The sequence below is a fragment of the Acidiferrobacteraceae bacterium genome, from assembly GCA_037388825.1.
GTDB lineage: Bacteria > Pseudomonadota > Gammaproteobacteria > Acidiferrobacterales > JAJDNE01 > JARRJV01.
In genome coordinates this window covers 23,933-44,970 of the sequence record JARRJV010000023.1, presented here as the reverse complement: position 1 = coordinate 44,970, position 21,038 = coordinate 23,933, and the positions used below count along the sequence as shown (strand labels likewise).

At 61.8% G+C, this 21,038-nt stretch carries 23 protein-coding genes; 11 read left to right on the top strand and 12 right to left on the bottom strand.

Annotation, left to right across the window (positions count from 1 at the left end; all coding sequences use genetic code 11):
• The first annotated feature begins 17 nt into the window (after positions 1-17).
• Positions 18-446 carry a hypothetical protein gene (locus P8X48_06020; protein ID MEJ2106874.1) on the top strand — a complete coding sequence of 143 codons (429 nt, stop codon included), beginning with the start codon at positions 18-20 and terminating at the stop codon, positions 444-446.
• Between the two features lie 97 nt (positions 447-543).
• On the opposite strand, the gene P8X48_06015 is transcribed toward P8X48_06020, so the two are convergent.
• Positions 544-1,593 carry a class I SAM-dependent methyltransferase gene (locus tag P8X48_06015; protein ID MEJ2106873.1) on the bottom strand — a complete coding sequence of 350 codons (1,050 nt, stop codon included), beginning with the start codon at positions 1,591-1,593 and terminating at the stop codon, positions 544-546.
• A 289-nt stretch (positions 1,594-1,882) separates the two neighbouring features.
• On the opposite strand from P8X48_06015, the gene P8X48_06010 reads away from it, so the two are divergent.
• The 10 genes from P8X48_06010 to fabG all read left to right on the top strand — a co-directional run bounded on the left by P8X48_06010 (position 1,883) and on the right by fabG (position 11,277).
• Positions 1,883-2,149 carry a phosphopantetheine-binding protein gene (locus P8X48_06010; GenBank protein MEJ2106872.1) on the top strand — a complete coding sequence of 89 codons (267 nt, stop codon included), beginning with the start codon at positions 1,883-1,885 and terminating at the stop codon, positions 2,147-2,149.
• Between the two features lie 10 nt (positions 2,150-2,159).
• Positions 2,160-2,783, top strand: a complete 624-nt coding sequence (locus P8X48_06005; protein ID MEJ2106871.1) for a hypothetical protein — start codon at positions 2,160-2,162, stop codon at positions 2,781-2,783.
• Positions 2,784-4,040, top strand: coding sequence for an AMP-binding protein (locus tag P8X48_06000; GenBank protein MEJ2106870.1), 1,257 nt, complete (start codon positions 2,784-2,786; stop codon positions 4,038-4,040). It abuts the gene before it with no gap.
• Between the two features lie 301 nt (positions 4,041-4,341).
• Entirely contained in the window at positions 4,342-5,235 is an 894-nt protein-coding gene (locus P8X48_05995; GenBank protein MEJ2106869.1) for a hypothetical protein, read from the top strand.
• Complete coding sequence (locus tag P8X48_05990) at positions 5,213-5,815, top strand: hypothetical protein (protein MEJ2106868.1); 603 nt, start codon at positions 5,213-5,215, stop codon at positions 5,813-5,815. The genes P8X48_05995 and P8X48_05990 overlap by 23 nt, the downstream gene beginning before the upstream one ends.
• Complete coding sequence (locus P8X48_05985) at positions 5,799-8,138, top strand: MMPL family transporter (protein MEJ2106867.1); 2,340 nt, start codon at positions 5,799-5,801, stop codon at positions 8,136-8,138. Before P8X48_05990 ends, P8X48_05985 begins: the two co-directional genes overlap by 17 nt.
• Positions 8,131-9,315: a beta-ketoacyl-[acyl-carrier-protein] synthase family protein gene (locus P8X48_05980; GenBank protein MEJ2106866.1), complete on the top strand. Its 1,185-nt coding sequence runs from the start codon at positions 8,131-8,133 to the stop codon at positions 9,313-9,315. Before P8X48_05985 ends, P8X48_05980 begins: the two co-directional genes overlap by 8 nt.
• Positions 9,312-10,118 carry a beta-ketoacyl synthase chain length factor gene (locus P8X48_05975; protein MEJ2106865.1) on the top strand — a complete coding sequence of 269 codons (807 nt, stop codon included), beginning with the start codon at positions 9,312-9,314 and terminating at the stop codon, positions 10,116-10,118. The genes P8X48_05980 and P8X48_05975 overlap by 4 nt, the downstream gene beginning before the upstream one ends.
• Complete coding sequence (locus tag P8X48_05970; GenBank protein ID MEJ2106864.1) at positions 10,115-10,561, top strand: hypothetical protein; 447 nt, start codon at positions 10,115-10,117, stop codon at positions 10,559-10,561. Before P8X48_05975 ends, P8X48_05970 begins: the two co-directional genes overlap by 4 nt.
• Positions 10,558-11,277: a 3-oxoacyl-ACP reductase FabG gene (fabG, locus tag P8X48_05965; protein MEJ2106863.1), complete on the top strand. Its 720-nt coding sequence runs from the start codon at positions 10,558-10,560 to the stop codon at positions 11,275-11,277. Before P8X48_05970 ends, fabG begins: the two co-directional genes overlap by 4 nt.
• Positions 11,278-11,307: 30 nt before the next feature.
• Here the strand turns inward: fabG and P8X48_05960 are convergent, their stop codons facing one another.
• From P8X48_05960 to P8X48_05910, 11 genes are all read right to left on the bottom strand, one after another.
• The gene (locus P8X48_05960; GenBank protein ID MEJ2106862.1) at positions 11,308-12,636 is read right to left on the bottom strand and encodes a cyclopropane-fatty-acyl-phospholipid synthase; all 1,329 of its coding nucleotides are present in this window, start codon (positions 12,634-12,636) and stop codon (positions 11,308-11,310) included.
• A complete protein-coding gene (locus P8X48_05955; GenBank protein MEJ2106861.1) occupies positions 12,633-13,412 on the bottom strand; it encodes a DUF1365 domain-containing protein in 780 nt (259 codons plus the stop codon). Before P8X48_05955 ends, P8X48_05960 begins: the two co-directional genes overlap by 4 nt.
• Entirely contained in the window at positions 13,381-14,655 is a 1,275-nt protein-coding gene (locus P8X48_05950) for an FAD-dependent oxidoreductase (GenBank protein MEJ2106860.1), read from the bottom strand. Before P8X48_05950 ends, P8X48_05955 begins: the two co-directional genes overlap by 32 nt.
• Positions 14,652-15,206, bottom strand: coding sequence for a lipocalin family protein (locus P8X48_05945; protein MEJ2106859.1), 555 nt, complete (start codon positions 15,204-15,206; stop codon positions 14,652-14,654). The genes P8X48_05950 and P8X48_05945 overlap by 4 nt, the downstream gene beginning before the upstream one ends.
• 10 nt (positions 15,207-15,216) lie before the next feature.
• Positions 15,217-15,876, bottom strand: coding sequence for a DUF6134 family protein (locus P8X48_05940; GenBank protein ID MEJ2106858.1), 660 nt, complete (start codon positions 15,874-15,876; stop codon positions 15,217-15,219).
• Positions 15,873-16,673 carry a DUF1295 domain-containing protein gene (locus tag P8X48_05935; GenBank protein ID MEJ2106857.1) on the bottom strand — a complete coding sequence of 267 codons (801 nt, stop codon included), beginning with the start codon at positions 16,671-16,673 and terminating at the stop codon, positions 15,873-15,875. Before P8X48_05935 ends, P8X48_05940 begins: the two co-directional genes overlap by 4 nt.
• An 11-nt stretch (positions 16,674-16,684) precedes the next feature.
• Positions 16,685-17,242, bottom strand: a complete 558-nt coding sequence (locus tag P8X48_05930; protein MEJ2106856.1) for a DUF2878 domain-containing protein — start codon at positions 17,240-17,242, stop codon at positions 16,685-16,687.
• Positions 17,239-18,318, bottom strand: a complete 1,080-nt coding sequence (locus P8X48_05925) for a cyclopropane-fatty-acyl-phospholipid synthase (protein MEJ2106855.1) — start codon at positions 18,316-18,318, stop codon at positions 17,239-17,241. The genes P8X48_05930 and P8X48_05925 overlap by 4 nt, the downstream gene beginning before the upstream one ends.
• Positions 18,319-18,354: 36 nt before the next feature.
• Complete coding sequence (locus tag P8X48_05920) at positions 18,355-19,275, bottom strand: MerR family transcriptional regulator (GenBank protein ID MEJ2106854.1); 921 nt, start codon at positions 19,273-19,275, stop codon at positions 18,355-18,357.
• A gap of 327 nt (positions 19,276-19,602) precedes the next feature.
• Positions 19,603-20,397 (bottom strand): hypothetical protein, encoded by a 795-nt coding sequence (locus P8X48_05915; protein ID MEJ2106853.1) that lies wholly within the window; start codon positions 20,395-20,397, stop codon positions 19,603-19,605.
• A gap of 45 nt (positions 20,398-20,442) precedes the next feature.
• A complete protein-coding gene (locus tag P8X48_05910; protein ID MEJ2106852.1) occupies positions 20,443-20,955 on the bottom strand; it encodes a glycine zipper domain-containing protein in 513 nt (170 codons plus the stop codon).
• Positions 20,956-21,038 lie beyond the last annotated feature (83 nt).

Sequence of the window (21,038 nt, the reverse complement as noted above, 5' to 3'; positions counted from 1 at the left end):
AGATACGGAGAATCAAGATGACAAACAGAGTGCGCGCCTATTCCAAACTTGCTATCGGTGTATTTGGCCTCATCGGCATCGTTTCGACCGCTTACGGTCGCTCCGCGGATCTGGTCGATCCGGCGCCGCAGACGCTCAGCTGCTCTCTGAGCGATGCACAAATGGTCAAGGGTATTACCGGGGGGCTTATGGCCAGGGGCTGGTATGTGACCTCGAAAAAGCCCGGTGTGATCGGGGCCGAGATCATTGTCCGGGGAAATCACACCCTGGACGTCGAAATCAAGTATACGAACAAGTCCTTCGATATCAATTACAAGAGCAGCAAGAATCTGAACTATAGTGCGAATGGCGGTAAGCCTCGCATTCATCCAAACGCCAACTCGTGGATGATGAACATTAACAATGATATCGGTTCTCAGCTGAACTACATGTGCGTCTCAAAGTAGGGCGCCCGGGCGGGCCGTACGCATACGCCAGTCATGCGTTGAGGCAGGAACCAGCCCCAGCCCCAAGCCCCGGCTTGGGGCTTTGCTTTTTGTGGAACTATGCCTTTTCGCACTCGAACAGGGTGTGGCAGATACCGAGCCCGTCGTGAACCTTGCTGCATTTCAAACCGGCCCGGTCAACATACTCCAACAGGCGCTCGGCGGAGTACATCTTGGAGTTGCCGCTGGCCATGCACGTGAAGTAGAGCGAGGTATTGATCAGGGAATAACTTGCCGCGACGTGATCCTGGCGATCCCAACAGGTTTCCAGGATGTAAAGGCGCGAGTCGTCACCCATTGCGTGACGGGCGCGCGCCAGGATACTGACAATCTCGTCTTCCCCGAAGCACGACAGGAGCTGGCTCAACCAATACACATCGCGTCCTTGCGGAAGGGGCGCGGATGAATCCAGCAGGTCGAGGGCCAGGGGTTCCACGCGATCTTCAAAACCGGCGTCCTTTACGTTGCGTATGGCGTTTCGGAGCTGGTCCGGAAGGTCGATCATGGTAATCCGGAGGTCCGGGTCGGCGCCCGCCGCGAGAACGGTGAACTTGCCGATGTTGGTGCCGATATCGACGAGCGTCTTCGAGTGCCGCTGCAGGATGATCTGCAGGGCTTCCGGGTAGGCCGAATCCGAATAGAAGTGATCGAACGCATACCAGCTGTTCTTCACTCGATCCGGAAGGTGCGGCAGGGCCTCGTAGAGCGTATTCCACTGTTCGCCAAACACCTTTAGTCCGGAAGGCTTTTGTTGGGTGATCGCTTCGTCGAGATGAAACATGCCCTGGTAACAAATGTAGTGGTTGTAATCCATGTTGACGCGGGTCATTTCGTCGTGGAGCAGGTAGTGGCCGACCTTGGAAAGAACAATGTGGTCGTTTTCGTTTTGCTCCAGCACACCGCTGCTTAGACCGCTTTCGACCAGGGTTTCCACGCCATACAGACTGATCCCCAGGGATTCGGCCACTTCCGCGGCTGTCCTACCTTCCTGTCCGCTCCGGTCCAGTTCGTCCAGGATCCCCATGTCTCGCATGACCCGTACCGCCTGAAAAACGAGCGGTCCGTAGGCTATCTTCTGTGCCTCGCTGATCGCCTCGTAAGCTGTCATTTTCCTCTGTGGGAAGAGGCGTTTTTCGGACATTTCTTTCCTGTTCCTCCGGTGTCGGGTCCGCGTTCTTGGCGGAGATGGATTGGGGAGGCAGTGCTGCCTGGCGGGTTTTTGCCCGGCACCATCCCCGGGCGGCAAATTTGGCCTGTAAATCGTTTGGATACAGCCCCACGGCCGAGGCCCGGGACGTGCTTGCTGGCGAATTCTTGCAAAACCCCTAATATGTTATTATAAAAGCCAAAATTATTATATTTTTCGTTTTTCGCTTGCTACGGGGATTTTTCTGTCGATGTCACCGCTGGAACTGGAGGTCGCCAACCTCATCATCGACACACTGAATCTGGAGGGCGTCACCGCCGACAGCATCGACCCGGATTCGCCACTCTTCAACGAAGGACTGGGCCTGGACTCGATCGACGCCCTGGAAATCGCACTCGTGATATCCCAGCGTTACGGATTTCGCCTGAAGGCCGATGACAAAAACAACTCCCGTATCTTCTCGTCGCTCAGGGCGTTGGCGTCGCATATCGACTCCAATCGGCAGACCCAGGCTTGATTCCACGCGCGTGCGCATCCTGTTCAGTCTTCTGGTCTTTTTCAGCCCCGTCCTTCTGCACGAATTCCTGATACACAATCGCCTCGACCTGGTCGCGCCGTGGTACGCGGGCCTGCTGATCAGTCCGGCCCTGTTCCAGCTTGTCCGACTCCGGTTACCCGGCCTGACCGCCCTGATCCTGGCCGCCGTCGCGGTCCTGGTCATGACGCTGGCTCGCGGACATGAACTGCTGATGTTGAAGCTTACGCCGGTGTTCATCTACGTCTTTCTGTTCTGGGTCTTCGCCGGCTCCCTGCGCCCGGGACGGGTCCCGGTGATCACAAGGATCGCGGCATTGATGCGGGAACAGGCCTCGGAGCGAGAGCTTCGCTATACGCGCAAGGTAACCTGGGCGTGGGCCCTGTTTTTCATCACCATGCTGGCCACCTCGCTGGTACTCGCCATCTACGCGCCCGCCCAGGTCTGGTCCGTGTTCACGAATCTCGTGAGCTATGTCCTCCTGGTTTCGTTCTTTCTGGTGGAATTCCTCGTACGACGCGTGGTGTTGGCCTCCGAAGTGGACTACAGCCTGCGCGGATTCCTGGTCGCGCTGACACGAATCGATTTGCGACAGGCGTTGTGGAAGGCGCGATAGATGAACGCCAGGGAAATATTTCAACAGGGCGATCTGGACCGGCCCTGGATTCTGTCCGGCGATGGCGGATATTCCGCGGGAGAGATTCTGGCTGCGGCACAGGAGCTGGCCGAGTGCGTCCCCGATCATCAATATTGCATCATGATGTGCGAGAGCCGGGTCCATTTCATGACCGGCTTTCTGGCCGCGCAGATACGGGGCCAACATGTTTTGCTGCCTTCCAGCCGCGCGCCTGCAGCCATCGAGTCCATCGTTGCCACCTGGCCTGATAGCTACTGTCTGGTTGAATCGATCGACACGCGCATCGGTGTCGAGCAGTTTGAGTGCAGGCCGGACTTTGATCGCTCGGGGACGGCGTCCTCAATTCCCGAAGTCCTGTCCGATCGCCCGGCCGTCACCCTGTTCACTTCGGGCAGTACCGGGACACCGAAACCCAATGAAAAATCGTGGGGGGACATGTTGGCCAGTGCCGAGCGCATCCAGGCCCGGTTCGGGATCGGGGCGGACGACACCATTCTCGCCACGGTAATGCCACAACACATGTTCGGTTTCGAGACATCGGTGATGTTGCCCATCCACAGTGGCGCCCGCGTGGTCGCGGACACGCCACTGTATCCGGAGGACATACGGCTGGTGCTGAAAGCCCTTTCCGGCGAGGCAACACTGATCACAACACCCGTACATCTGAGGGCGTTTCCCGCCGCCGATCCGGACTGGCCCAGGGTCAGACAGGTGATCTCGGCGACCGGGTCCACTGAACACGGTGCCATCGCGTCACGGCAGACGGTGAATACGCAGACATGGAGCATGTTGGAGCCGCTGGAACTGGTCGTGAATGGTACCGGGCCCGCCGTTCGCGACGCGGGACGAGGTATCGTGCTGGAGATGAGGGACAACATTCGACGAATCGACAGCCGAACCTTTGAGTTCATCGGACGGGCGGCCGATCTCGTGAAAGTGGGCGGAAAACGGGCGTCCCTTGCGGATCTGAATCTGAAACTGACGAGTATCGAGGGAGTGGTCGACGGCGTGTATGTAACGCGCGAAGCCGAACACGACACCACTGCCCGCTTGGCCGCGATCGTTGTCGCGCCGGGCATCTCGGACCAGGACATCACGCGCGCCCTGACCCATCAGATCGATGCGGTGTTTCTCCCGCGCCCCATCTATCGCGTCGACCGACTTCCCCGAAATTCCACCGGAAAGCTCACCCAGGACGCACTCCGGGACCTGCTATCGAAGCTGGCGTCGCAGTGATGGAACATCGATGCACCTTCCGGTTCGCCGCGGACCACCCCTGCTTCCGCGGGCACTTTCCGGGAAATCCGGTGGTCCCCGGGGTGCTCATCCTGGACAGCGTCCGGCAGTGTCTGCAGGAACAGGTTCCGGCCACGGTGGTGCAATCGATTCCGCAGACCAAGTTTCATGCCGCCCTTGGGCCCGATCAATCTTGTGAGGTCTTCCTGAACCTCTCGGGCGAACGGGTCCGTTTTCGCTGTGTGCACGGGGATACGCTTTTTGCGGAGGGCGAGTTCCTTGTCAGCCGGAGAAGCGGGCCATGAGCCAGGAGTGGCAGCTCTACCGCGAACGCGGAACCGTATTCTGGCTGCACGTGATCTCGTGGATCGCGTTGAACATTGGATGGCATGTGGCTCGTGCGCTGTTGTTTCCGATCACCCTGTATTTCTTCGTCACCGGTCGGGCCACCCGCCGCGCCTCGAAATCATTCCTGGGCCAGGTCTTCGGTCGTCCCGCGGCGATCTCCGAGTGTTTTCGTCATCACCGGACCTTCGCGTCAACCATTCTGGACCGCGTGTATCTTCTGCACGGCCAGGAAGAACTGTTCGACATTCGTACCTACGGGGCTGGCCCCGTGCTGGAGTGTGTTGCGGCGCGCCGGGGCTGCGTGCTTCTCGGTTCCCACCTCGGCAGTTTTGAAATCCTGCGTGTCCTGGGGGCGGGCCATGACCATTTCGATCTGAAGGTCCTGATGAACGAGGACCAGAACCGGGTCATCACCCAGTTCCTGAACCGGTTCAACCGCGATGTTGCCGATACCGTCATCTCCAGCCGCTCTCTGGATGCGGTGTTTCAGATTCGCGACGCCATTGACAGCGGCGCCCTGGTCGCCCTGATGGGTGATCGCACGCACGTCGGAGAAAAGTCAGTGGAGTGCACGTTCTTTGGCAAACCGGCACGATTTCCAACGACCCCGGCCAGCCTGGCATTGGCGCTGGGAGCCCCGATTTTTCTCGTATTCGGTTTGTATCGCGGCGGCAACCGGTACGATGTTTACTTTGAGCCGTTGGGCGAAGGTCGAACCGTTGGCCACGGCCTGCGCCAACGAGAGGCTGAGCGCCTGACCTGCGTATATGCCAGCCGGCTGGAACATTTTGCCCGTGAGATGCCCTATAACTGGTTCAACTTCTATGATTTCTGGAAAGTGGGCTAGGACGCTTGGCATCTGTCTGGCGCTCGCCGGTTCGGGCGCATTCGCCAGCGATGAAACCGGACTACACAGTCTGATGACGGCCTTGGCCCGGCGTGGGTCCAGCCAGGTCGCATTTGAAGAGACGAAGAGCCTCAGGGTCCTGAACTCTACCATCCGGCTTCATGGGACCATGTCCTACAAGGCGCCCGATACCGTGGTCCGGGAAATTGCCGGCCCGTCGCCGGAACGTTTCGAGATACACGGCAGCAGTTTCACGATCGAAAAGAACGGCAAACGGAAAACCGTTCGTGTCGATGCCCTGCCTGTGGCCCGGGCCTTCATCGAGGCCTTTCGCGCAACCCTTTCCGGAGACGAGGCGGTCTTGCGGCAGTACTATGAAGTCGATTTCTCGGGAAGCTTCGCGGCCTGGACCTTGCGGCTGGTTCCGCGGCAGGAGGCGCTTCGGAACAAGGTCCGGGAATTCATCTGGTCGGGTCACGAGGCCGAGGTGAGCCGGATCCTGATTCGGGAACAAAACGGGGACAGCACCAGAATCGACCTGGCTCCGATTCCGGGTACGGCGCATGAACGAGCGCACTAGACGCCTGGTCGCGCTCGGCCTGTTCGGGGTCGCCGTGCTGGTATGCCTGTTGCTGGTTGCCACCCGTCTGCGGATACAGGGCGACCTGGCAGCCTTCCTGCCCAACTCCCGCGATCCGCAACAGACCTTCGTGATTAATGAATTCAAAAGCGGGATCGCGTCACGGTTCTGGTTGCTGGCGATCCGCAACGCGGAGCCCGACGCGCTGGCCCGACTCAGCCAGCGCTATGCGGCGCGACTTCGTGCAAGTGGGAGCTTCATCCGGATCTATGACGGGGCCCCGCAACTGGACGCAGAATCCAGGGAGATTCTGTTCCGCTATCGTTATTTGCTGGACTCCGCGCCCGCCCGGCAGGAGTTTTCCGTGGCCTCGCTACGGAAGGGTTTCGATCAGGTGCTGCAGGACCTGCGATCCCCCCTGTCCACCCTGAATCAGGCGGAGCTGATCGCCGATCCCACGGGCGCGTTTCGCAGGGCGGTCGCGCTGCTGGTCGGGCGCGGCGAGTATGGCAGCGGTGACGGCGGCAGCTGGATGTCCGCCAATGGCAAGACTGCGTTCCTGCTGGCCGAGGCCGGACCCAAATCCGGCGGCTTCGCCAGGCAACAGAGGCTGTTGCAAGGGTTGCGTGGCGACTTCAGGGCGCTCGGCGATACCGGCGGAGCCAGACTGACCATCAGTGGGCCGCCGTACTTCACGGTCGTGACCGAGGCGCGCGTGCGGCGGGAAATCGTTCTGCTTTCCGGGGCGGCGACCGTGTTTGTGGTCCTGCTCCTGCTCTGGGTCTACCGAAGTATCCCCGTCATCCTGTTGGCGGCGGTACCGGTTGCCGGGGGCCTGCTGTTGGCGGGCGCGACCATGGCCGGCTTGTGGGGATGGGCCCACGGCATCAGCGTGGCCTTCGGTTCCACCCTGGTGGGTGTCGCGCTCGATTATCCGATACACCTTTTCAGCCACGCCCGGCCGGGCGAAAGTCTGATCGCGGCGGCGCGAAGAATCTGGCTACCCCTGCGGATCGGGGCGATCACGACCATCCTCGGGTTCTCGGCCATGATCGGCGCCGACTTTCCTGGCATACAACAGCTCGGGGTTTTCGCGATCGCGGGTCTGCTTGGTGCCATTCTCGTGACCCGTTATGGCTTGCCGGCCCTGTTCGCCACCGGCCCGACGCGCCTGTGGCCCCAAGGGCCCCGGCGAGGCGTAGCGGTACGGGTCCCGCGCGGGACTCTTCCCGCCGTGTACGGACTGATCGCTGTGGGCGCCGTGGGCCTGTTTTCCCTCACCCCGAATCCCTGGTCCGATGACATCAGCAAACTGACACCGGTGCCGGACAGCCTGAAACAGGCGGACCGCAAGCTCCGGGAAGAGATGAATTTGCCGGAACCGCGCTATGTCGTGCTGGTTCGGGGAAAGACTGCGCAAGCGGTGCTCGAAGAACAGCGACGGCTTGCGCCGGTACTGGGGCAGTCGGTCAGGGACGGCCTCCTGGCGGACAGCGATATGGCCGCGAACATCGTGCCTGATGCGGCGACGCAGCGGGCGCGGCAGCAGGCCCTGCCTTCGGCGAGCCAGCTCGCCACGGCCGTGGACCAGGCGCGGCAGGGTACAATTTTCCGGCCCAAGGCGTTCGAACCGTTCATTGCCGACGTCGTGGCCTCTTCCTCCCTGCGGCCCCTGCGGCCCCGGGATCTCGGGGACGGGATAGTGGCGGAGCGCGTGGCGCAGCTGATCCGTTCGAACCCGGACGGCGTAATTGGCATAATCCGCCTGATTGGCGTGAGGAACGCGCCGGCACTGGAAGAACGGATTCGGCCCTTCCATGGGGCGGGCGTTTCGTTCCTTGATATGAAGAAAACTACCGAACAAATGGTCGGCCACTTCCGGGCAGAGATTGTCGACCGGGCCGTGATCGTGATTGCCTTGATCATCGTGACGCTGCTCGCGGGTCTGCGCGATTACCGTCGCACCCTGCATGTCATTGCGCCGGTTGCGGCGTCCGTGACGTCCGCAGCCATGGTTGCACTTCTCATGGGCGGGGGCCATACCGTGTTTCATCTCGTGTCCCTGATGCTGGTGGCCGGTATCGGCGTTGACTACGCGCTGTTCGCAACCCAGGAATTCCCCGACGAAGAAGAGTTTCGCGCAACGCGACGCTCCCTCATGGTTTGTGGCATCTCGACGATCGGGGTATTCGGGATCCTCGCCACGTCCAGCATCCCGGTGCTGCATGAGATCGGCGTCACCGTGGCGAGCGGCACCCTGGTCGCCTATCTGCTTTCCCTGCTCCTCACTACCCGGGGCCGGGAGGTGTTCGGCCATGGCTGACTTGCAGGTCTCTGCCTATACCGTGACCACCGCCCTCGGACACGGTTGTGAACCGAATCGACAGGCCCTTGCCAGGGGCGAAGGCGGGTTGCGGCCATGCGATCTTTCCGGCGTGGACCTGCAAACCTGGATCGGGCGGGTGGCGGGACTCGAGGGTGCCCCCTTGCCCGATGCGTATGCGGAGCATGAATGCCGCAACAACCGCCTCGCCTACCTTGGCCTGCTGCAGGATGATTTCACCATCCGTGTTGCGGAGGCGATCGAACGCTATGGGTCTCATCGCATTGGAGTTTTTCTCGGGACGTCTACCTCGGGAATTCAGTCGTCCGAAGAGGCCTACGCGAACCGGGATCCGGTCAGCGGCGCGCTCCCCCGGGACTTCCGCTACGAGACAACCCACGCGACCTATTCCCTGGCCGGTTTCGTCAAGGCGGCACTTGGCCTGCGCGGACCGTCCCAGGTGATTTCCACCGCCTGCTCCTCCAGCGCGAAGGTCTTCGCCACGGCACAACGCTATATCGATGCCGGCCTGTGTGATGCCGCCCTCGTGGGCGGCGTGGACTCCCTGTGCCAGATGACGCTGTACGGGTTCAATTCCCTGCAGCTGGTTTCACCGGAGCCTTGTCGTCCGGCCGACGCGGATCGTGACGGTATCAATATCGGCGAGGCCGCCGGCTTCGCCCTGCTTGAGCGCCGCGCCACGGATTCCGCAATCGTTTTGCTGGGCTACGGCGAGAGTAGTGACGCACATCACATGTCGACGCCTCACCCCGAGGGCCGGGGTGCCGCAATCGCCGTTCGTCACGCACTGGATCGGGCTGGCCTGCGGCCGCAGCAGATCGACTACATCAACCTTCACGGGACGGCGACCCAGGCCAACGATCTGTCGGAGGATCGGGCGGTCCATGGGATCTTCGGAAATACCGTGCCCTGTTCATCGACCAAGGGGTTTACCGGTCACACCCTCGGCGCCGCCGGGATCGTGGAGGCCATCTATTCCTGCTTCGCCATCGAAGACGGCGTCGTGTTTCCCAGCCTGAACACGAAGCGACTGGACGAACGCATGCGGTCGGCGATTGCCCTGGAGCCGCTGGCGCGACCGGTGAACCGGGTGGTCAGCAACTCCTTCGGTTTCGGCGGCAGCAATGCCTGCCTGATTCTTGGAAGGTCGTCATGATATCCGCGGGGATCGCCAGTGTTGGCCTGGTCGGCCCGGGTCTCGATAACTGGGATGCGGCCAAGGGCTTGATTCGCTCGGGCGAAGCCTACGATCCCGGGCAAACGGTTTCTCTGGGAGCCAGCGCCTTGTTGCCCCCGAACGAGCGCCGTCGAACAACGGCCCTGATCCAGATGGTCTTGCAGTGTTGCGACGACACCTTGCGCCTTTCGGGCCCGGACCACTCGCTGGACCTGCCAGGGGTGTTTGCCTGCTCCTGCGGTGACCTGGACGTGGTGGACCGGATTCTTGTCGCCCTGACCCAGCCGGACAAACCCGTGTCGCCGACCCTGTTTCATAACTCCGTACACAATGCGCCCGCCGGCTATCTGTCCATCGCGACTTCGAATCGCGCGCCGTCGACCAGCATCAGCGCGCACGACGGGTCGTTTGTGGCCGGCCTCCTGGAAGCGGTGTCCCAGGTCCGCGAATCGAACAACCGGGTACTGCTCGTTGCCTATGACGGTGCCACGCCCACGAACCTTCAACCCTTTCGGCCGCGAACGACTTCCTTTGCCGTCGGCCTCCTGCTCACTCCGGAGCAGGCAAGCGGCATCGCGCGACTGGATGTCGACCTGGCCGAGGAGGGCCCGATCGACCGGATGGCGCAGGCCGGGTTCGAGACCCTGCGCGCGGGCAATCCCGCCGCCCGATCCCTGCCCCTGCTGGAAAGGATTGCCACGGGTACCGATGCCGAGGTTCACATTCCCTATCTGGACGGACGGCGGGCCCGTATCCGGGTGATCGCCGGCGAATCACGATGATCGAACGGCAAGAGCTGTGTTCATTGATTCCCCATGCCGACACGATGTGTCTGCTCGACCAGGTGCTTGAATGGGACGACACCAGCATTCGTTGCCGGTCTGACAGTCACCGTCGAGCGGACAACCCGCTACGATCCGAAGCGGGACTTTCGGCGGTACATCTGATCGAATATGGGGCCCAGGCGGCCGCGGTTCACGGCGGCCTGTGCGGACGGGAGGCGGGCCTCAGCGTGCGGCCCGGCTTCATCGCGGCGATCCGCCAGGTGGAACTGGCGGTGGAATGGATTCACGATATCGGCGCGCCGCTGGAGGTCTCCGGTTCCAGGGTCATGGGGGACACTGACATCATGGTCTACAGTTTTGAAATTGGTGCATCCGGGTGTTTTCTTGCCCGGGGCCGGGTCACGGTTGCGACACCGGAGCCCGAAGGGGAGCCTTCATGAGGCGCGCGCTGGTGACTGGTGGAAGTGGCGATATCGGCGCGGCGATCTGCCATCGCCTCGCGGCGAATCAATATCACGTGATCGTGCACGCCAATACCAGTCACGATCGCGCCGAATCACTTGCACAGGAACTGCTGGCTGCCGGCGCCTCGGCGGAAGCCGCCAGTTTCGATGTCACCGATCCGGATGCCGTGGACCTCGCAGTCGGCGAGATTCTGGACCAGGGCGCTATATCCGTTTTCGTAAGCAACGCAGGCATCCACGATGATGCGCCCATGGCCGGAATGGAGCGCGCGCAATGGGAGCGAGTCATCGATGTCTCCCTGAACGGCTTCTACAACGTGTGCAAGCCACTGCTGCTCCCCATGATTCGTACACGCTGGGGCCGGATCATCGCAATCTCGTCGGTTGCCGGACAGATCGGAAATCGCGGCCAGGCAAACTATGCCGCGGCAAAGTCGGGTCTGCACGGCGCCGTGAAATCCCTGTCCCTGGAACTGGCCTCCCGCGGGGTCACGGCCAACGCGGTTGCCCCGGGCGTCATTGGTGGTCGGATGACCGAGGACCGGTTCGATGCCGAAACCATCGCGCAGCTGGTTCCCGCCAAGCGGGCCGGCACGCCGGAGGACGTTGCGGCCCTGGTTTCCTTTCTGTCCAGTGACGACGCGTCCTACATCACCGGCCAGGTCATTGGTGTGAACGGCGGCATGGCCTAGGGGCGGGCACGCGACGCAGTCCCGCGGTTCTCAGGCGCTTTGCGCCAGGCGGAGAGGCTTGTGGGGCCAAGGGTCGTCGCTATCCAGGGACGGCAGAATGGATGCGCGTCGGCACAACGGTTTTACGAATAGCAGTTGCGCGTTTCCGATCACCCGTTCCTCAAATCCGCCCTCACAGTAGCACAGGTAGTACTCCCACATGCGCGCGAAGGCATCCGGATAACCCAAGGCGCGAATTTGACCGAGGTTTCGGAAGAAACGCTCGCGCCAGTGACGCAGTGTGGTCGCGTAGTGCGGACCGATGTCTTCCAGGTGGAACAGGCGCATATCCGTTTTGCGCGTTGCCGAAGTCGTCATTGCCGTGACTGACGGAATGAAGCCGCCGGGGAAGATGTATTTCTGGATGAAGTCCACCGACCGCCGGGCTTCATCGTAGCGCTGGTCGGCCAGGGTAATCGCCTGCAGCAGCATTGATCCATGAGGCTTCAGCAAGCTGCTGCACTTCGCGAAAAACGTATCAAGGAACTGGTGCCCGACCGCCTCGACCATCTCGATAGACACGAGCTTGTCGTACTCGCCCTCCAGGTCACGGTAGTCCCGGAACAGCAGCGAGATTCGATCTTCCAGTCCCTCCTCTTGGATGCGCCGCCGGGCGAACTCGAATTGCTCCCGCGAGATCGTCGTGGTCGTGACGTGACAGCCGTAGTGCCGCGCGGCGTGGATCGCAAACCCGCCCCACCCGGTGCCGATTTCAATGACGCGGTCCTTGGGACCGAGATCCAGTTTCCTGCAGATGCGGTCGATCTTGGCGATGGAGGCCTCCTGCATGGATGCCCCGGGGCGCTCGAAAATGCCGCAGGAATACATCATGGTTTGGTCCAGGAACAGTGCGAACATCTCATTGCCCAGGTCGTAGTGGGCGGCGATGTTCTTTCGACTGCCCCGCAGGCTGTTGCGACGCACGGCGTGGATCGCCTTGTTGACCGGTTGCGTCAGCCGCGCAAGACCGCCATCGAGTCGATCCAGCACGTGCCGATTGCGCACAAACAGGCGTACCAGCTCCGTCAGGTGATCGCATTCCCACAACCCGTACATGTAGGATTCGCCGGCGCCGATACTGCCGCCAAAACCGATCTCTCCCCAGAAGCGTGGATCGTTTACGGTCACGCGCACATGGCAGGCGAATCCACTGCCGGGTCGGCCGAAATGGTGGATGCGATCGCCATCGACGATGGTCAGCTGTCCATACTCGATCCTCGCGAAAGCGGAAAGCAGGACCCGTCTCGCCAGACGGTCGAGCCAGCCGATGTGCTCGCGAACCTTCGGCGCTCCATTGATGTTTACAAGATTGGGTTTCATTCGCTTTTCACCGTGGTTGATGCCTGCTTGCTGGCCGGGTGAGGAACAAAGGGAATCCTCTTGCGCCAAAGTCGCCAGGCCTCAAAGTAGATGGCCAGTACCACTTTGGCCGTGATGAAGGGGAACCGGATCAAGACCCGGGCCAGTGAAGCGGCACTGATATCCTGGCGGTGCAGACGAAGCGTCGCATCGAAGACCTTGGCGCCGTTCTTGTTGTTTTCGATATGGACCAGGAGGTGCTCTCCCGGCGCCGAAAGGCGCCAGCGATAGCGCATCGCCAGATCCATGAACGGGGATACGTGAAACTGCTTTTCGATGTCGAAGTTCATCTTTGCCGCCGTCCCCTGGTTATCCCGCTCATCCAGGACATAACAATGCCGTTCGCCCCACGGTGTGTTGTTTACCTCGGCGATGATGGTCCGGACCTCTTTTGCCGACTCGTCGAAGCAAAAGTAGAAGCTCACCGGGTTGAAGCCAATTCCGAAGTAGCGCAGGTGGGTCAACAGTCGAACGGGGCCACGCGGACGCGTGCCGGTTTCCGCTTCGACCAGGTCGCGGACGGCCTCCGCCAGCGGTTGCCGCGGATCGCCGAGGTGATCGGCGCGGCGAAACCAGGCGAGGCTGGGCCGGTGCGCGGACCATAGCCAGCGACGGCGGAAGACCGTGTCCAGTTCGTCCAGGTCGAGGTAGACCTGGAACAGCGAGTAGGCAAAGGCGTGTTCGCGCGGGGCGAACCGCCGGTGCCTAACTTGCCCGACGTAAAGGCAGCTGTGCATGGGCACGTTCCCGGAAATGTTCGAGGGCGCGCAGTGCGCTGACGACACCATCTTCATGAAAGCCGTGTCCCCAGTAGGCGCCGGCAAACCAGGTACGGTGCGTGCCGTTGATTTCGGCGTGGCGCGCCTGGGCCGCGACCCCGGCGGGAGTGTACAGCGGATGGTCGTAGTACATGCGTTTGATGATCCGACCCGGATCGATGGCGTCCGTGTGGTTCAGTGTCACGCACAGAGTTTCCTTCAGTGGCAGACCCTGCAGGATATTCATGTTGTAGGTCAGCGCGGCGTGGTCCTGCTGTCTTGCGAGGATGTGATAGTTCCAGGCGGCCCAGGCCCTGCGAGTCTCCGGCAGCAGGGTGTGATCCGTGTGCAGTACGGCTTCGTTACGCTGATACGGGATCGCGCCCAGGATTTCCCTTTCCAGGGGGCTCGCGTCTTCCAGCATGCGCAAGGCCTGGTCGCTGTGGGTGGCGATCAGCACGTGGTCGAAATTTTCCACATGTCCGTCGGCGCTCCGCACCCGCACATGGCTCGGGAAGCGGCGCACCGAAACCACCGGGCAGCGCAGGCGAATGCGGTCGCGAAACGGGGCCGTCAGCCTGTCGACATAGGAACGGGAACCGCCCTTGATCACATACCATTGCAGACGGTCGTTCGCACCTAGCAAGCCGTGGTTCCGGAAGAAACGTACGAAATAGCAGGCGGGAAACATGAGCATTTTTTCCGGATCCGTGGACCAGATCGCCGCCCCCATGGGGATGATGTAATGATCGATGAACTCGTGGCCGTAGCGATTGCGCCGCAGGTAGTCGCCGAGGGTGAGGGACTCATCCCAGGATCGAAGCAGCGCCGGGGCTTCGCGGAAGAAACGCAAAATGTCGCGCACCATGCCCCAGAATCCGGGTCGAAGCAGATTGCCGCGTTGGGCAAACAGGCCGTTGGCGCCGCTGCCGCTGTATTCGAGGCCGTTGCGCTCGGATTTCACGCTGAAGCCCATGGTTGTCGGCTGCGCCTGGACCCCGAGTTCATCCAGCAGGCGTATGAAGTTCGGGTAGGTTTCGCGATTGAAGACAATGAACCCGCTGTCGACCGCAATCTGTTTTCCTTCCCGATCAATCGTGTGCGTGTGCGTGTGCCCGCCTACGTGGTCACCGGCCTCGTATACCGTCAGGTCGTGTTCCCGCGAAAGATGGTAGGCAGCCACGTTGCCGGAGATCCCGGTGCCGATGATTGCGATCTTCATGACTGGTCCTCCAGGGGTGCTGGCGTGGTGCGATGGGGCACCCGGCGAAGTTCGGAGATGTCGTAACCGAGACCGGCCACGAAGCGCGTCAGTTTTGCGTAGTCGCTTTCGGGAATGGCGGGCGTGCGCGCCATGATCCAGACGTAGTCCCGCTTCTGCCGGGCGATTACGGTCTGGGTGTAGTCCCGATCGAGGTAGACGATCCGGTAGTCTGCCTTGATGGGACATACGAATTGCATCCCCCAGCGGGCGTTGGTTTCCGTGTCTCTCACGAAGCCCGTGGGCCGATAGACCTTCTTGTCGCCATCGAAACCACCGTCACGATAGGTGAAGGTCGTGGCGATGTTGCCGTCCTTGGTAAGTTCGTAGGATTCGATCGCGTCGTAGGCGTTCTTCTCGAGAAAGGTCGGAATCGCGGCGACCACATACCATTTCCCCATGAACCGCTCGAGATCGACGTGACCGACGGTCTGCATTGGAGGGTGCCCGCTGTGACACGCGGCCAGACCCAGGATCGGCAAAAGAGACAAGAAAAGCGCGAAAGGTTTCATGGCAAGATCCTCATTCCATCCGGTAGCTGAGCGTGCGGCCGCTGGTGGTGGTCGACTGCAGCGCGAGCCAGCGCCCGCTGTCCGTCCCGTACCACAGGTCGATCACGGCCTCGCCGGCAAGCAGCCGGTAACGGCTGGCGGGCACGGCCTCGCCGGCCACAGTGATCAGGTCGTTGCCGAGGGGCACCACGTTGATGTCCACATATTCCCCGGTCTGCGAATTGAGCAGACGATCCGCCTTCAGGATCGCGGGATCCCAGTAGGCGAAGCTCATGACGCACCGCGACAGCGGACCCTGGTCGGCGCCGCGCTCCAGCCGGAACAGGCCGTCCTCGGCCGATCCCTGGACGAGCAGGCGGTCTCCGTTGTCGTCCGTGGAGGCGCGAATGCTGCGCAGGCACCGCTGCTGCCACAGCTCGGTGTTGCTGTGCCGGTAGCGATAGGCAGTGAAGAACAGCAACTTGACGTCGAAACGGGCGTCGATGTCGATTCGCCTGCGGCCGTCCTCCTGCTCGGACAGGCGAAAGTCGTGCTGGCCGATGCGGGTATCGTCGAGATACACATTGAAGCGCCATTCCCGGGTCGGGCCGGCGAAGGCGGACTGGGCCAGCACGGCCGTGAGAACCAGTGCGCCTCGCATGACTCGGGTGCGGATGGAGACACGATTCATGATTTCACCCCCTTGGCCAGGTTGATTTCGCGACGGGGACCGGGAAAGAATGCGTTGGTCCGCTCGATGTACTCGCGATAGGCCGGGCGGCGTTCCTGGATGTCCTTTTCCAGCAAGGACACCCCGGAGACGCGCAACAGCAAGAAGGTCATCAGAACGGGGGCGTAGAAAGACCACCAGCCGCCCCCTGCCAACGCGATCAGGTAATAACCCCACCAGAGGCAGGCCTCGCCGAAGTAGTTGGGATGACGGGTGTAGCGCCAAAGCCCGGTATCAAGCACCCGCCCACGGTTAACGGCATCGGATCGGAAGCGCAGGAGTTGCCAGTCACCGCCGGCCTCGAACACCATTCCGGTGAGCCACAACAGGATCCCGGCCGCGTCCAGCCATCCCAGGGGCGCCGGACTCGAGACGGAAACCAGCAGTGGCATCGAAATAATCCATGCCAGCAGTCCCTGCAAACCAAACACGATGTACAGGCTTTTCCATGTGAAGCCGGGCTCATGGTTGGCGCGGATCTGCCGGTAGCGACGATCTTCCCCCTTGCCATGGTTGCGAATCGTGATGTGGATCGAAAGCCGCAAGGCCCAGATCGTGACCAGACCCAGAATCAGAGCGGCGCGCGGGCCAGGCTCGGCAAGGGAGGCGGCGTAGACCAGGGTTGCAAGCAGAAACATCAGCGACCAGAGACTATCGACAATGCTCACGTCGCGTTTGAAGACGCTGACGATCCAGAAGGCAAAGCCGAAGACCAGGATCGCGACGAGACTGTTCGTATAGGAGCTGACGTCAAACATGGCGCTTCCCCTTACGCGATACCGGTGCGTTCGCAGGCTGGAGCACGCGCCAGCACAGGACGCGTACCGTCCAGCCGCCGCGCGAGCAAAATGAGCAGCGGCATGATTACCGCCCAGCCGGCCGCAAGCGCGATCATTGCGCTACTGAAGTCGGGGAAGCCGACTCCGCCCAGGCGGGATCCGGCGTAAAATGCCAGCGGGCCAAACAGCGCGCCGCTCAGGCTCGCGAGCCACAGGTGCCCGTGCATCCAGCGCATGGATACGTTGAGCGTGGTGGCGAACAGCAGCCACATGGCAACTATCCAGTAAGGAGCCACGCCGTCGATGAGCGTGCCGTAGGGGTACCAGGTCAGGCCGAGGACAACGAGCAGGCTTTCCCACAGCGCACCGATCACACCGACGATGGCGACCAGCAGCAGCTCGCGGCGCGTTTGGGCGGCGCGTACGAGATGAAACAGCACGATCCCGAGTACGGCGAGGGTCCCGGCCCAGGCGAGGTCATTGGCCCCTCCGAGCACGGCGGCGAACCAGCCAAGCTGGAACGCAGCGAAGTTCACGAGCAGGTTCATAGCCTGCCTCCCGGGGTCCGCTGTGATTGGGGTGCGGGACGCTCGAACAGGTAATGGCCGATCCACCATTGCTGCCCGTCTTCGAAGCCGAACAGCTCCGCGCAGGCCATGAAGAACATGCGCCAGCGCATCCACCACTTCTGTGCGTTTTCGGCACCATAGACCGAAGACAGGATGGGCCAGATCTCATCGCGGTTGCGGTCCATGTTCGCCAGCCAGGCATTGCAGGTTTTCCGGTAGTGTTCACCGCCCCAACGCCACCGGCTCACGAGCTTGAGGTGATGCTGGAAGTACAAGGGCAGATCGTCGCTGGGCATCATGCCGCCAGAAAAGAAATGGCGGGTCATCCAGTCGTCGTCACCGTGATCTTCGTACGGGTATGGCGCGCCACGATGAACGAAGATGTGCTTGAAGAACCGGCCACCGGGCTTCAGCCAGGTGTAGACCCGGCGGTAGAGTTCGCCCCAGTTGCGCATATGTTCGAACATCTCCAGCGACAGAATCCGGTCGAACTGGCGGTCGGTGTCAAAGTCGTTCATGTCGGCGGTGACGACCTGGACGTGCGTGTACCCCATGCTTGCTGCCCGTTGGCGTATGTATTCCGCCTGGGACGAAGAGTTGGACACGGCGGTGATGCGTGCAGCCGGGTAATGTCGGGCGAGCCACAGCGTCAGGGAACCCCAGCCGCAACCCAGTTCGAGCACGTCCATCCCGTCTTCGACGCCGGCGCGCTCGCAGGTCATCGCAAGGGCGGCGGCCTCGGCGTCGTCGAGGTTGTCAATCCAGTCCGGCCAGTAGGCGCAGCTGTACTTGCGGTGTGCCCCAAGCACGAAATCAAAGAACCGGGCCGGGACTTCGTAGTGCTGTTCGTTTGCCTTTTCCGGTACCAGGGCCACTGGCGCACGACTCATGTGGTGTACGAAGGCCTGTTCCAGCTCCATCTGGCGCTCGTAGTCATCGGGCGCCAGTAGGCGCAGCCGATCACGCAGCAGCCGCCGGATACCGGCCCGGATCAATGGATCCGGAATCAGACCCTGTTCACTCCAGTCAATCGCTCTTGCCGTTGCAGTGCTCATATTGATAGTCTCCACAAGCAATAATCAGGGGTGTACCTACTGACGCATCGCGCTCAGATTGCGGTCAATGTCGCGTAGGCCCAGGACAAGGTCGTTGCCGATCGCGTGCGCGCCGGCTGCATCGATCGCTTCGCGATGTCGTGACGCCGTCTCGCCCCCAAGGAATACCGGTACACCCACACTGGCTACGAGCCGAGGCAGTGATTCCGAAAGCAGTTCCGGTGCCGGTTCGATCGAGCCGGACAGGACAATCGCATCGCAATGCGCGCGCCGGACGACCGCTGGGAGTTCCTCCAGGGGCATGTCGGCGCCAAGCAGGATGATCCGGAAGCCGCGGTCATGGGCGGCGAGGGAAAACAAGAGCGCCCCGACTTCGTGTAACTCCCCCTGCAGGCAGGCGACCAGGAGCCGGGGCCCCTGCGGGTTCCCCTGGCGATGGTGAAAGCGGGCCCCGAGCTTGTTGCGCATGTACACACCGAAGAAGTGTTCCTCGGCCACGCTGCCGGTGGCGTTTTCCCACCGCTGGCCCAACTCCCGCAGCAACGGCACTAGCAACTGGCGCGTGACTACCTCCACCGGGTACAAGGACATGGCCTCGCTGTAGATGCCCTCCAACCTGCCTTCGTCGAAACTTTCGATCGCCGCGACCATGCGTTCGCGATAACTCTTCCAGGTGTTTTCGCGGCCGCGGTCCACGGGCGGACCCTCGCTGGCGGCCAGTACCTCGCGCACTTGACTGATCAGAACACCTTCCTCGACCAGCCGCAGAATCTCGCGGATCCGTTCAACATCATCGAGGGAATACAGCCGATGACCTTTGGCCGTACGGTGAGGCCGTACTAGCCCATAGCGCCGCTCCCAGGCACGCAGGGTCACCGGGTTCACCCCCGTCATCGAGCAAACGGTGCCGATCGGATAGCTGGCGGTAGAGTGGTCCGGGTTTCTGGTCGTCATCATCTCTGCTGCTCCAAAAGTTATACAAAGTCTATACAAGATATTTACAAGATGTCAACATGACATAGATGTTTCAATAATATATTGATAATACAGGATATAATATAGGAAAAACTTGTACATCCTCTGTACAACATGATTTTTCGCGGAATTTTGCCTGTTTCGAGGGAGGCGGAGCCGGGGACAGTGGCCGCAGGAACGCAGGGCCTTCCGCGAGGGCCACGCCGTGGGTGGCGGGAAGCGGTGGGGTTTAGGCGCGGCAAGACACAAAAAAACGGAGCACGATCGTGCTCCGTTTTTTCCTATTCCTTCCTGAGCCGGTTTGGCCTGCTACTGCACGCTATAGCCTCGCGCCTCCAGGCAGGCCTTCATCGCCCGGTGGTAGTCGGCGCGCTTCGTCTCCAGTGCCGGGGCCGCCACGTTCCCGCCCGAGACCGTGGGATCGAAGCCGGTCTGGTTCTTGGCCCAGCTGTAGCACTGGTACCGGTCCCTCGCCTGCTGTTCCTCGCTCTGGCCCTGCTTGGGATAGACGAACAGGTCGTCCGATACACCGGGTGCTGCGGTAACGGATTCGTCGGACGGCGGTTGCGTCACCACGTACACATGCCGTTCCGGCAACCATGTGTAGTACACGCCACCGGCATAGTAGTAGGCGACACCACCGATCCACAGCGTGGTGTAGTACGGCGGCAATATCGAAATGTACAAGCCGATCGGGGGGTGCACCACGATCCAGCGGGTGCCATAGGGTCGGTACCAGATCCCGTGATAGAAGTAGTATCTCGAGCCCCGGTATCGATAGGTCCGATGTTCACGCGGAAGGGTGCGCAGCACCGTACCACGACGCGGGTAGTAGCGGTTGTGGCGGTAGCGCCGATCCAGGACATAGTGGTCGCGCCGCGTGCTAGCGGGGCTCGTGCGCTCACCGGGTCGGCGTGTGGTCGAATGATCCCTGGAGCCGCGATCGGGTTGGCTTGGCGCGCCGCGGGACTGCGAACTGCCCCGATCGCCGCCTCGTTGATATCGGGAACTGTCGTCGCCCCTCTGCGCCAGTACCGGTGCGGCAACGGCAAGCATCAGGAATGCCACCAGGGCTTGCGTAGCGGTTTTCGCTTGGATTGGCATGGCTGGTCCTCTCTTTGTTCAGTTCACGGTGTGCGTGGCACGCAGTCAGCGCACGGCGTAGCCGCGGCCTTCAAGGCACGCGGTCATGGCGCGACGATAACGGAGTACGCGTTCGTCGAAGCGCGCTTCCATGGCAGCACGCTGTTGTGCCGCCCGCTGCTTCTCGGCATCGGAAGCAGCGCCGATCATGGCGCCGGTGGTTGCCCCCATAAAGGTATTGATTCCCCGGTCCTCATCCCGGGATGTCGCCGCGCCGATGGCGCCGCCAATGATGGCCCCCGCCAGGGCCCCGCTGCCCTGCTGATCCTCCCGGGTGGCCGGTTCCGGGGACCGGCGCGGCTCGGCGCTGGGGTCGTAACCGGATTTCTTCACGGCCCAAAGATGGCATTCATAGCGGTCGCGATCCTGTTGCGCCGCGCTCTGTCCCTGCTGGGGATAGAACTGCACGTCGGGACTGGGGCGGGGCCGGGGTGCAGGACCGCCCGCGGGTCCGGCCGGGGTGACGCAGCCGGCCAGCGTCAGGCCCGCCAGCAGAATTGCCCCAAAAGAGGCGCGCACAATCGGGCTACGCCTTGATGAATGAATTTGATGTGGACTTACGGAAGACATTCGGGAAATCCCCCTGCTTGCTTGTACCAATC

Coding starts and splice junctions, on each gene's coding strand:
- P8X48_05975 (MEJ2106865.1), top strand. CDS start 9,312: ATGATATCCGCGGGGATCGCCAGTGTTGGCCTGGTCGGCCCGGGTCTC.
- P8X48_05995 (MEJ2106869.1), top strand. CDS start 4,342: ATGAGCCAGGAGTGGCAGCTCTACCGCGAACGCGGAACCGTATTCTGG.
- P8X48_05920 (MEJ2106854.1), bottom strand. CDS start 19,275: ATGATGACGACCAGAAACCCGGACCACTCTACCGCCAGCTATCCGATC.
- P8X48_05955 (MEJ2106861.1), bottom strand. CDS start 13,412: ATGCACAGCTGCCTTTACGTCGGGCAAGTTAGGCACCGGCGGTTCGCC.
- P8X48_05990 (MEJ2106868.1), top strand. CDS start 5,213: ATGATTTCTGGAAAGTGGGCTAGGACGCTTGGCATCTGTCTGGCGCTC.
- P8X48_05970 (MEJ2106864.1), top strand. CDS start 10,115: ATGATCGAACGGCAAGAGCTGTGTTCATTGATTCCCCATGCCGACACG.
- P8X48_06010 (MEJ2106872.1), top strand. CDS start 1,883: ATGTCACCGCTGGAACTGGAGGTCGCCAACCTCATCATCGACACACTG.
- P8X48_05950 (MEJ2106860.1), bottom strand. CDS start 14,655: ATGAAGATCGCAATCATCGGCACCGGGATCTCCGGCAACGTGGCTGCC.
- P8X48_05930 (MEJ2106856.1), bottom strand. CDS start 17,242: ATGAACCTGCTCGTGAACTTCGCTGCGTTCCAGCTTGGCTGGTTCGCC.
- P8X48_05985 (MEJ2106867.1), top strand. CDS start 5,799: ATGAACGAGCGCACTAGACGCCTGGTCGCGCTCGGCCTGTTCGGGGTC.
- P8X48_05915 (MEJ2106853.1), bottom strand. CDS start 20,397: ATGCCAATCCAAGCGAAAACCGCTACGCAAGCCCTGGTGGCATTCCTG.
- P8X48_05935 (MEJ2106857.1), bottom strand. CDS start 16,673: ATGTTTGACGTCAGCTCCTATACGAACAGTCTCGTCGCGATCCTGGTC.
- fabG (MEJ2106863.1), top strand. CDS start 10,558: ATGAGGCGCGCGCTGGTGACTGGTGGAAGTGGCGATATCGGCGCGGCG.
- P8X48_06020 (MEJ2106874.1), top strand. CDS start 18: ATGACAAACAGAGTGCGCGCCTATTCCAAACTTGCTATCGGTGTATTT.
- P8X48_05925 (MEJ2106855.1), bottom strand. CDS start 18,318: ATGAGCACTGCAACGGCAAGAGCGATTGACTGGAGTGAACAGGGTCTG.
- P8X48_05960 (MEJ2106862.1), bottom strand. CDS start 12,636: ATGAAACCCAATCTTGTAAACATCAATGGAGCGCCGAAGGTTCGCGAG.
- P8X48_05945 (MEJ2106859.1), bottom strand. CDS start 15,206: ATGAAACCTTTCGCGCTTTTCTTGTCTCTTTTGCCGATCCTGGGTCTG.
- P8X48_06000 (MEJ2106870.1), top strand. CDS start 2,784: ATGAACGCCAGGGAAATATTTCAACAGGGCGATCTGGACCGGCCCTGG.
- P8X48_06015 (MEJ2106873.1), bottom strand. CDS start 1,593: ATGACAGCTTACGAGGCGATCAGCGAGGCACAGAAGATAGCCTACGGA.
- P8X48_05980 (MEJ2106866.1), top strand. CDS start 8,131: ATGGCTGACTTGCAGGTCTCTGCCTATACCGTGACCACCGCCCTCGGA.
- P8X48_05940 (MEJ2106858.1), bottom strand. CDS start 15,876: ATGAATCGTGTCTCCATCCGCACCCGAGTCATGCGAGGCGCACTGGTT.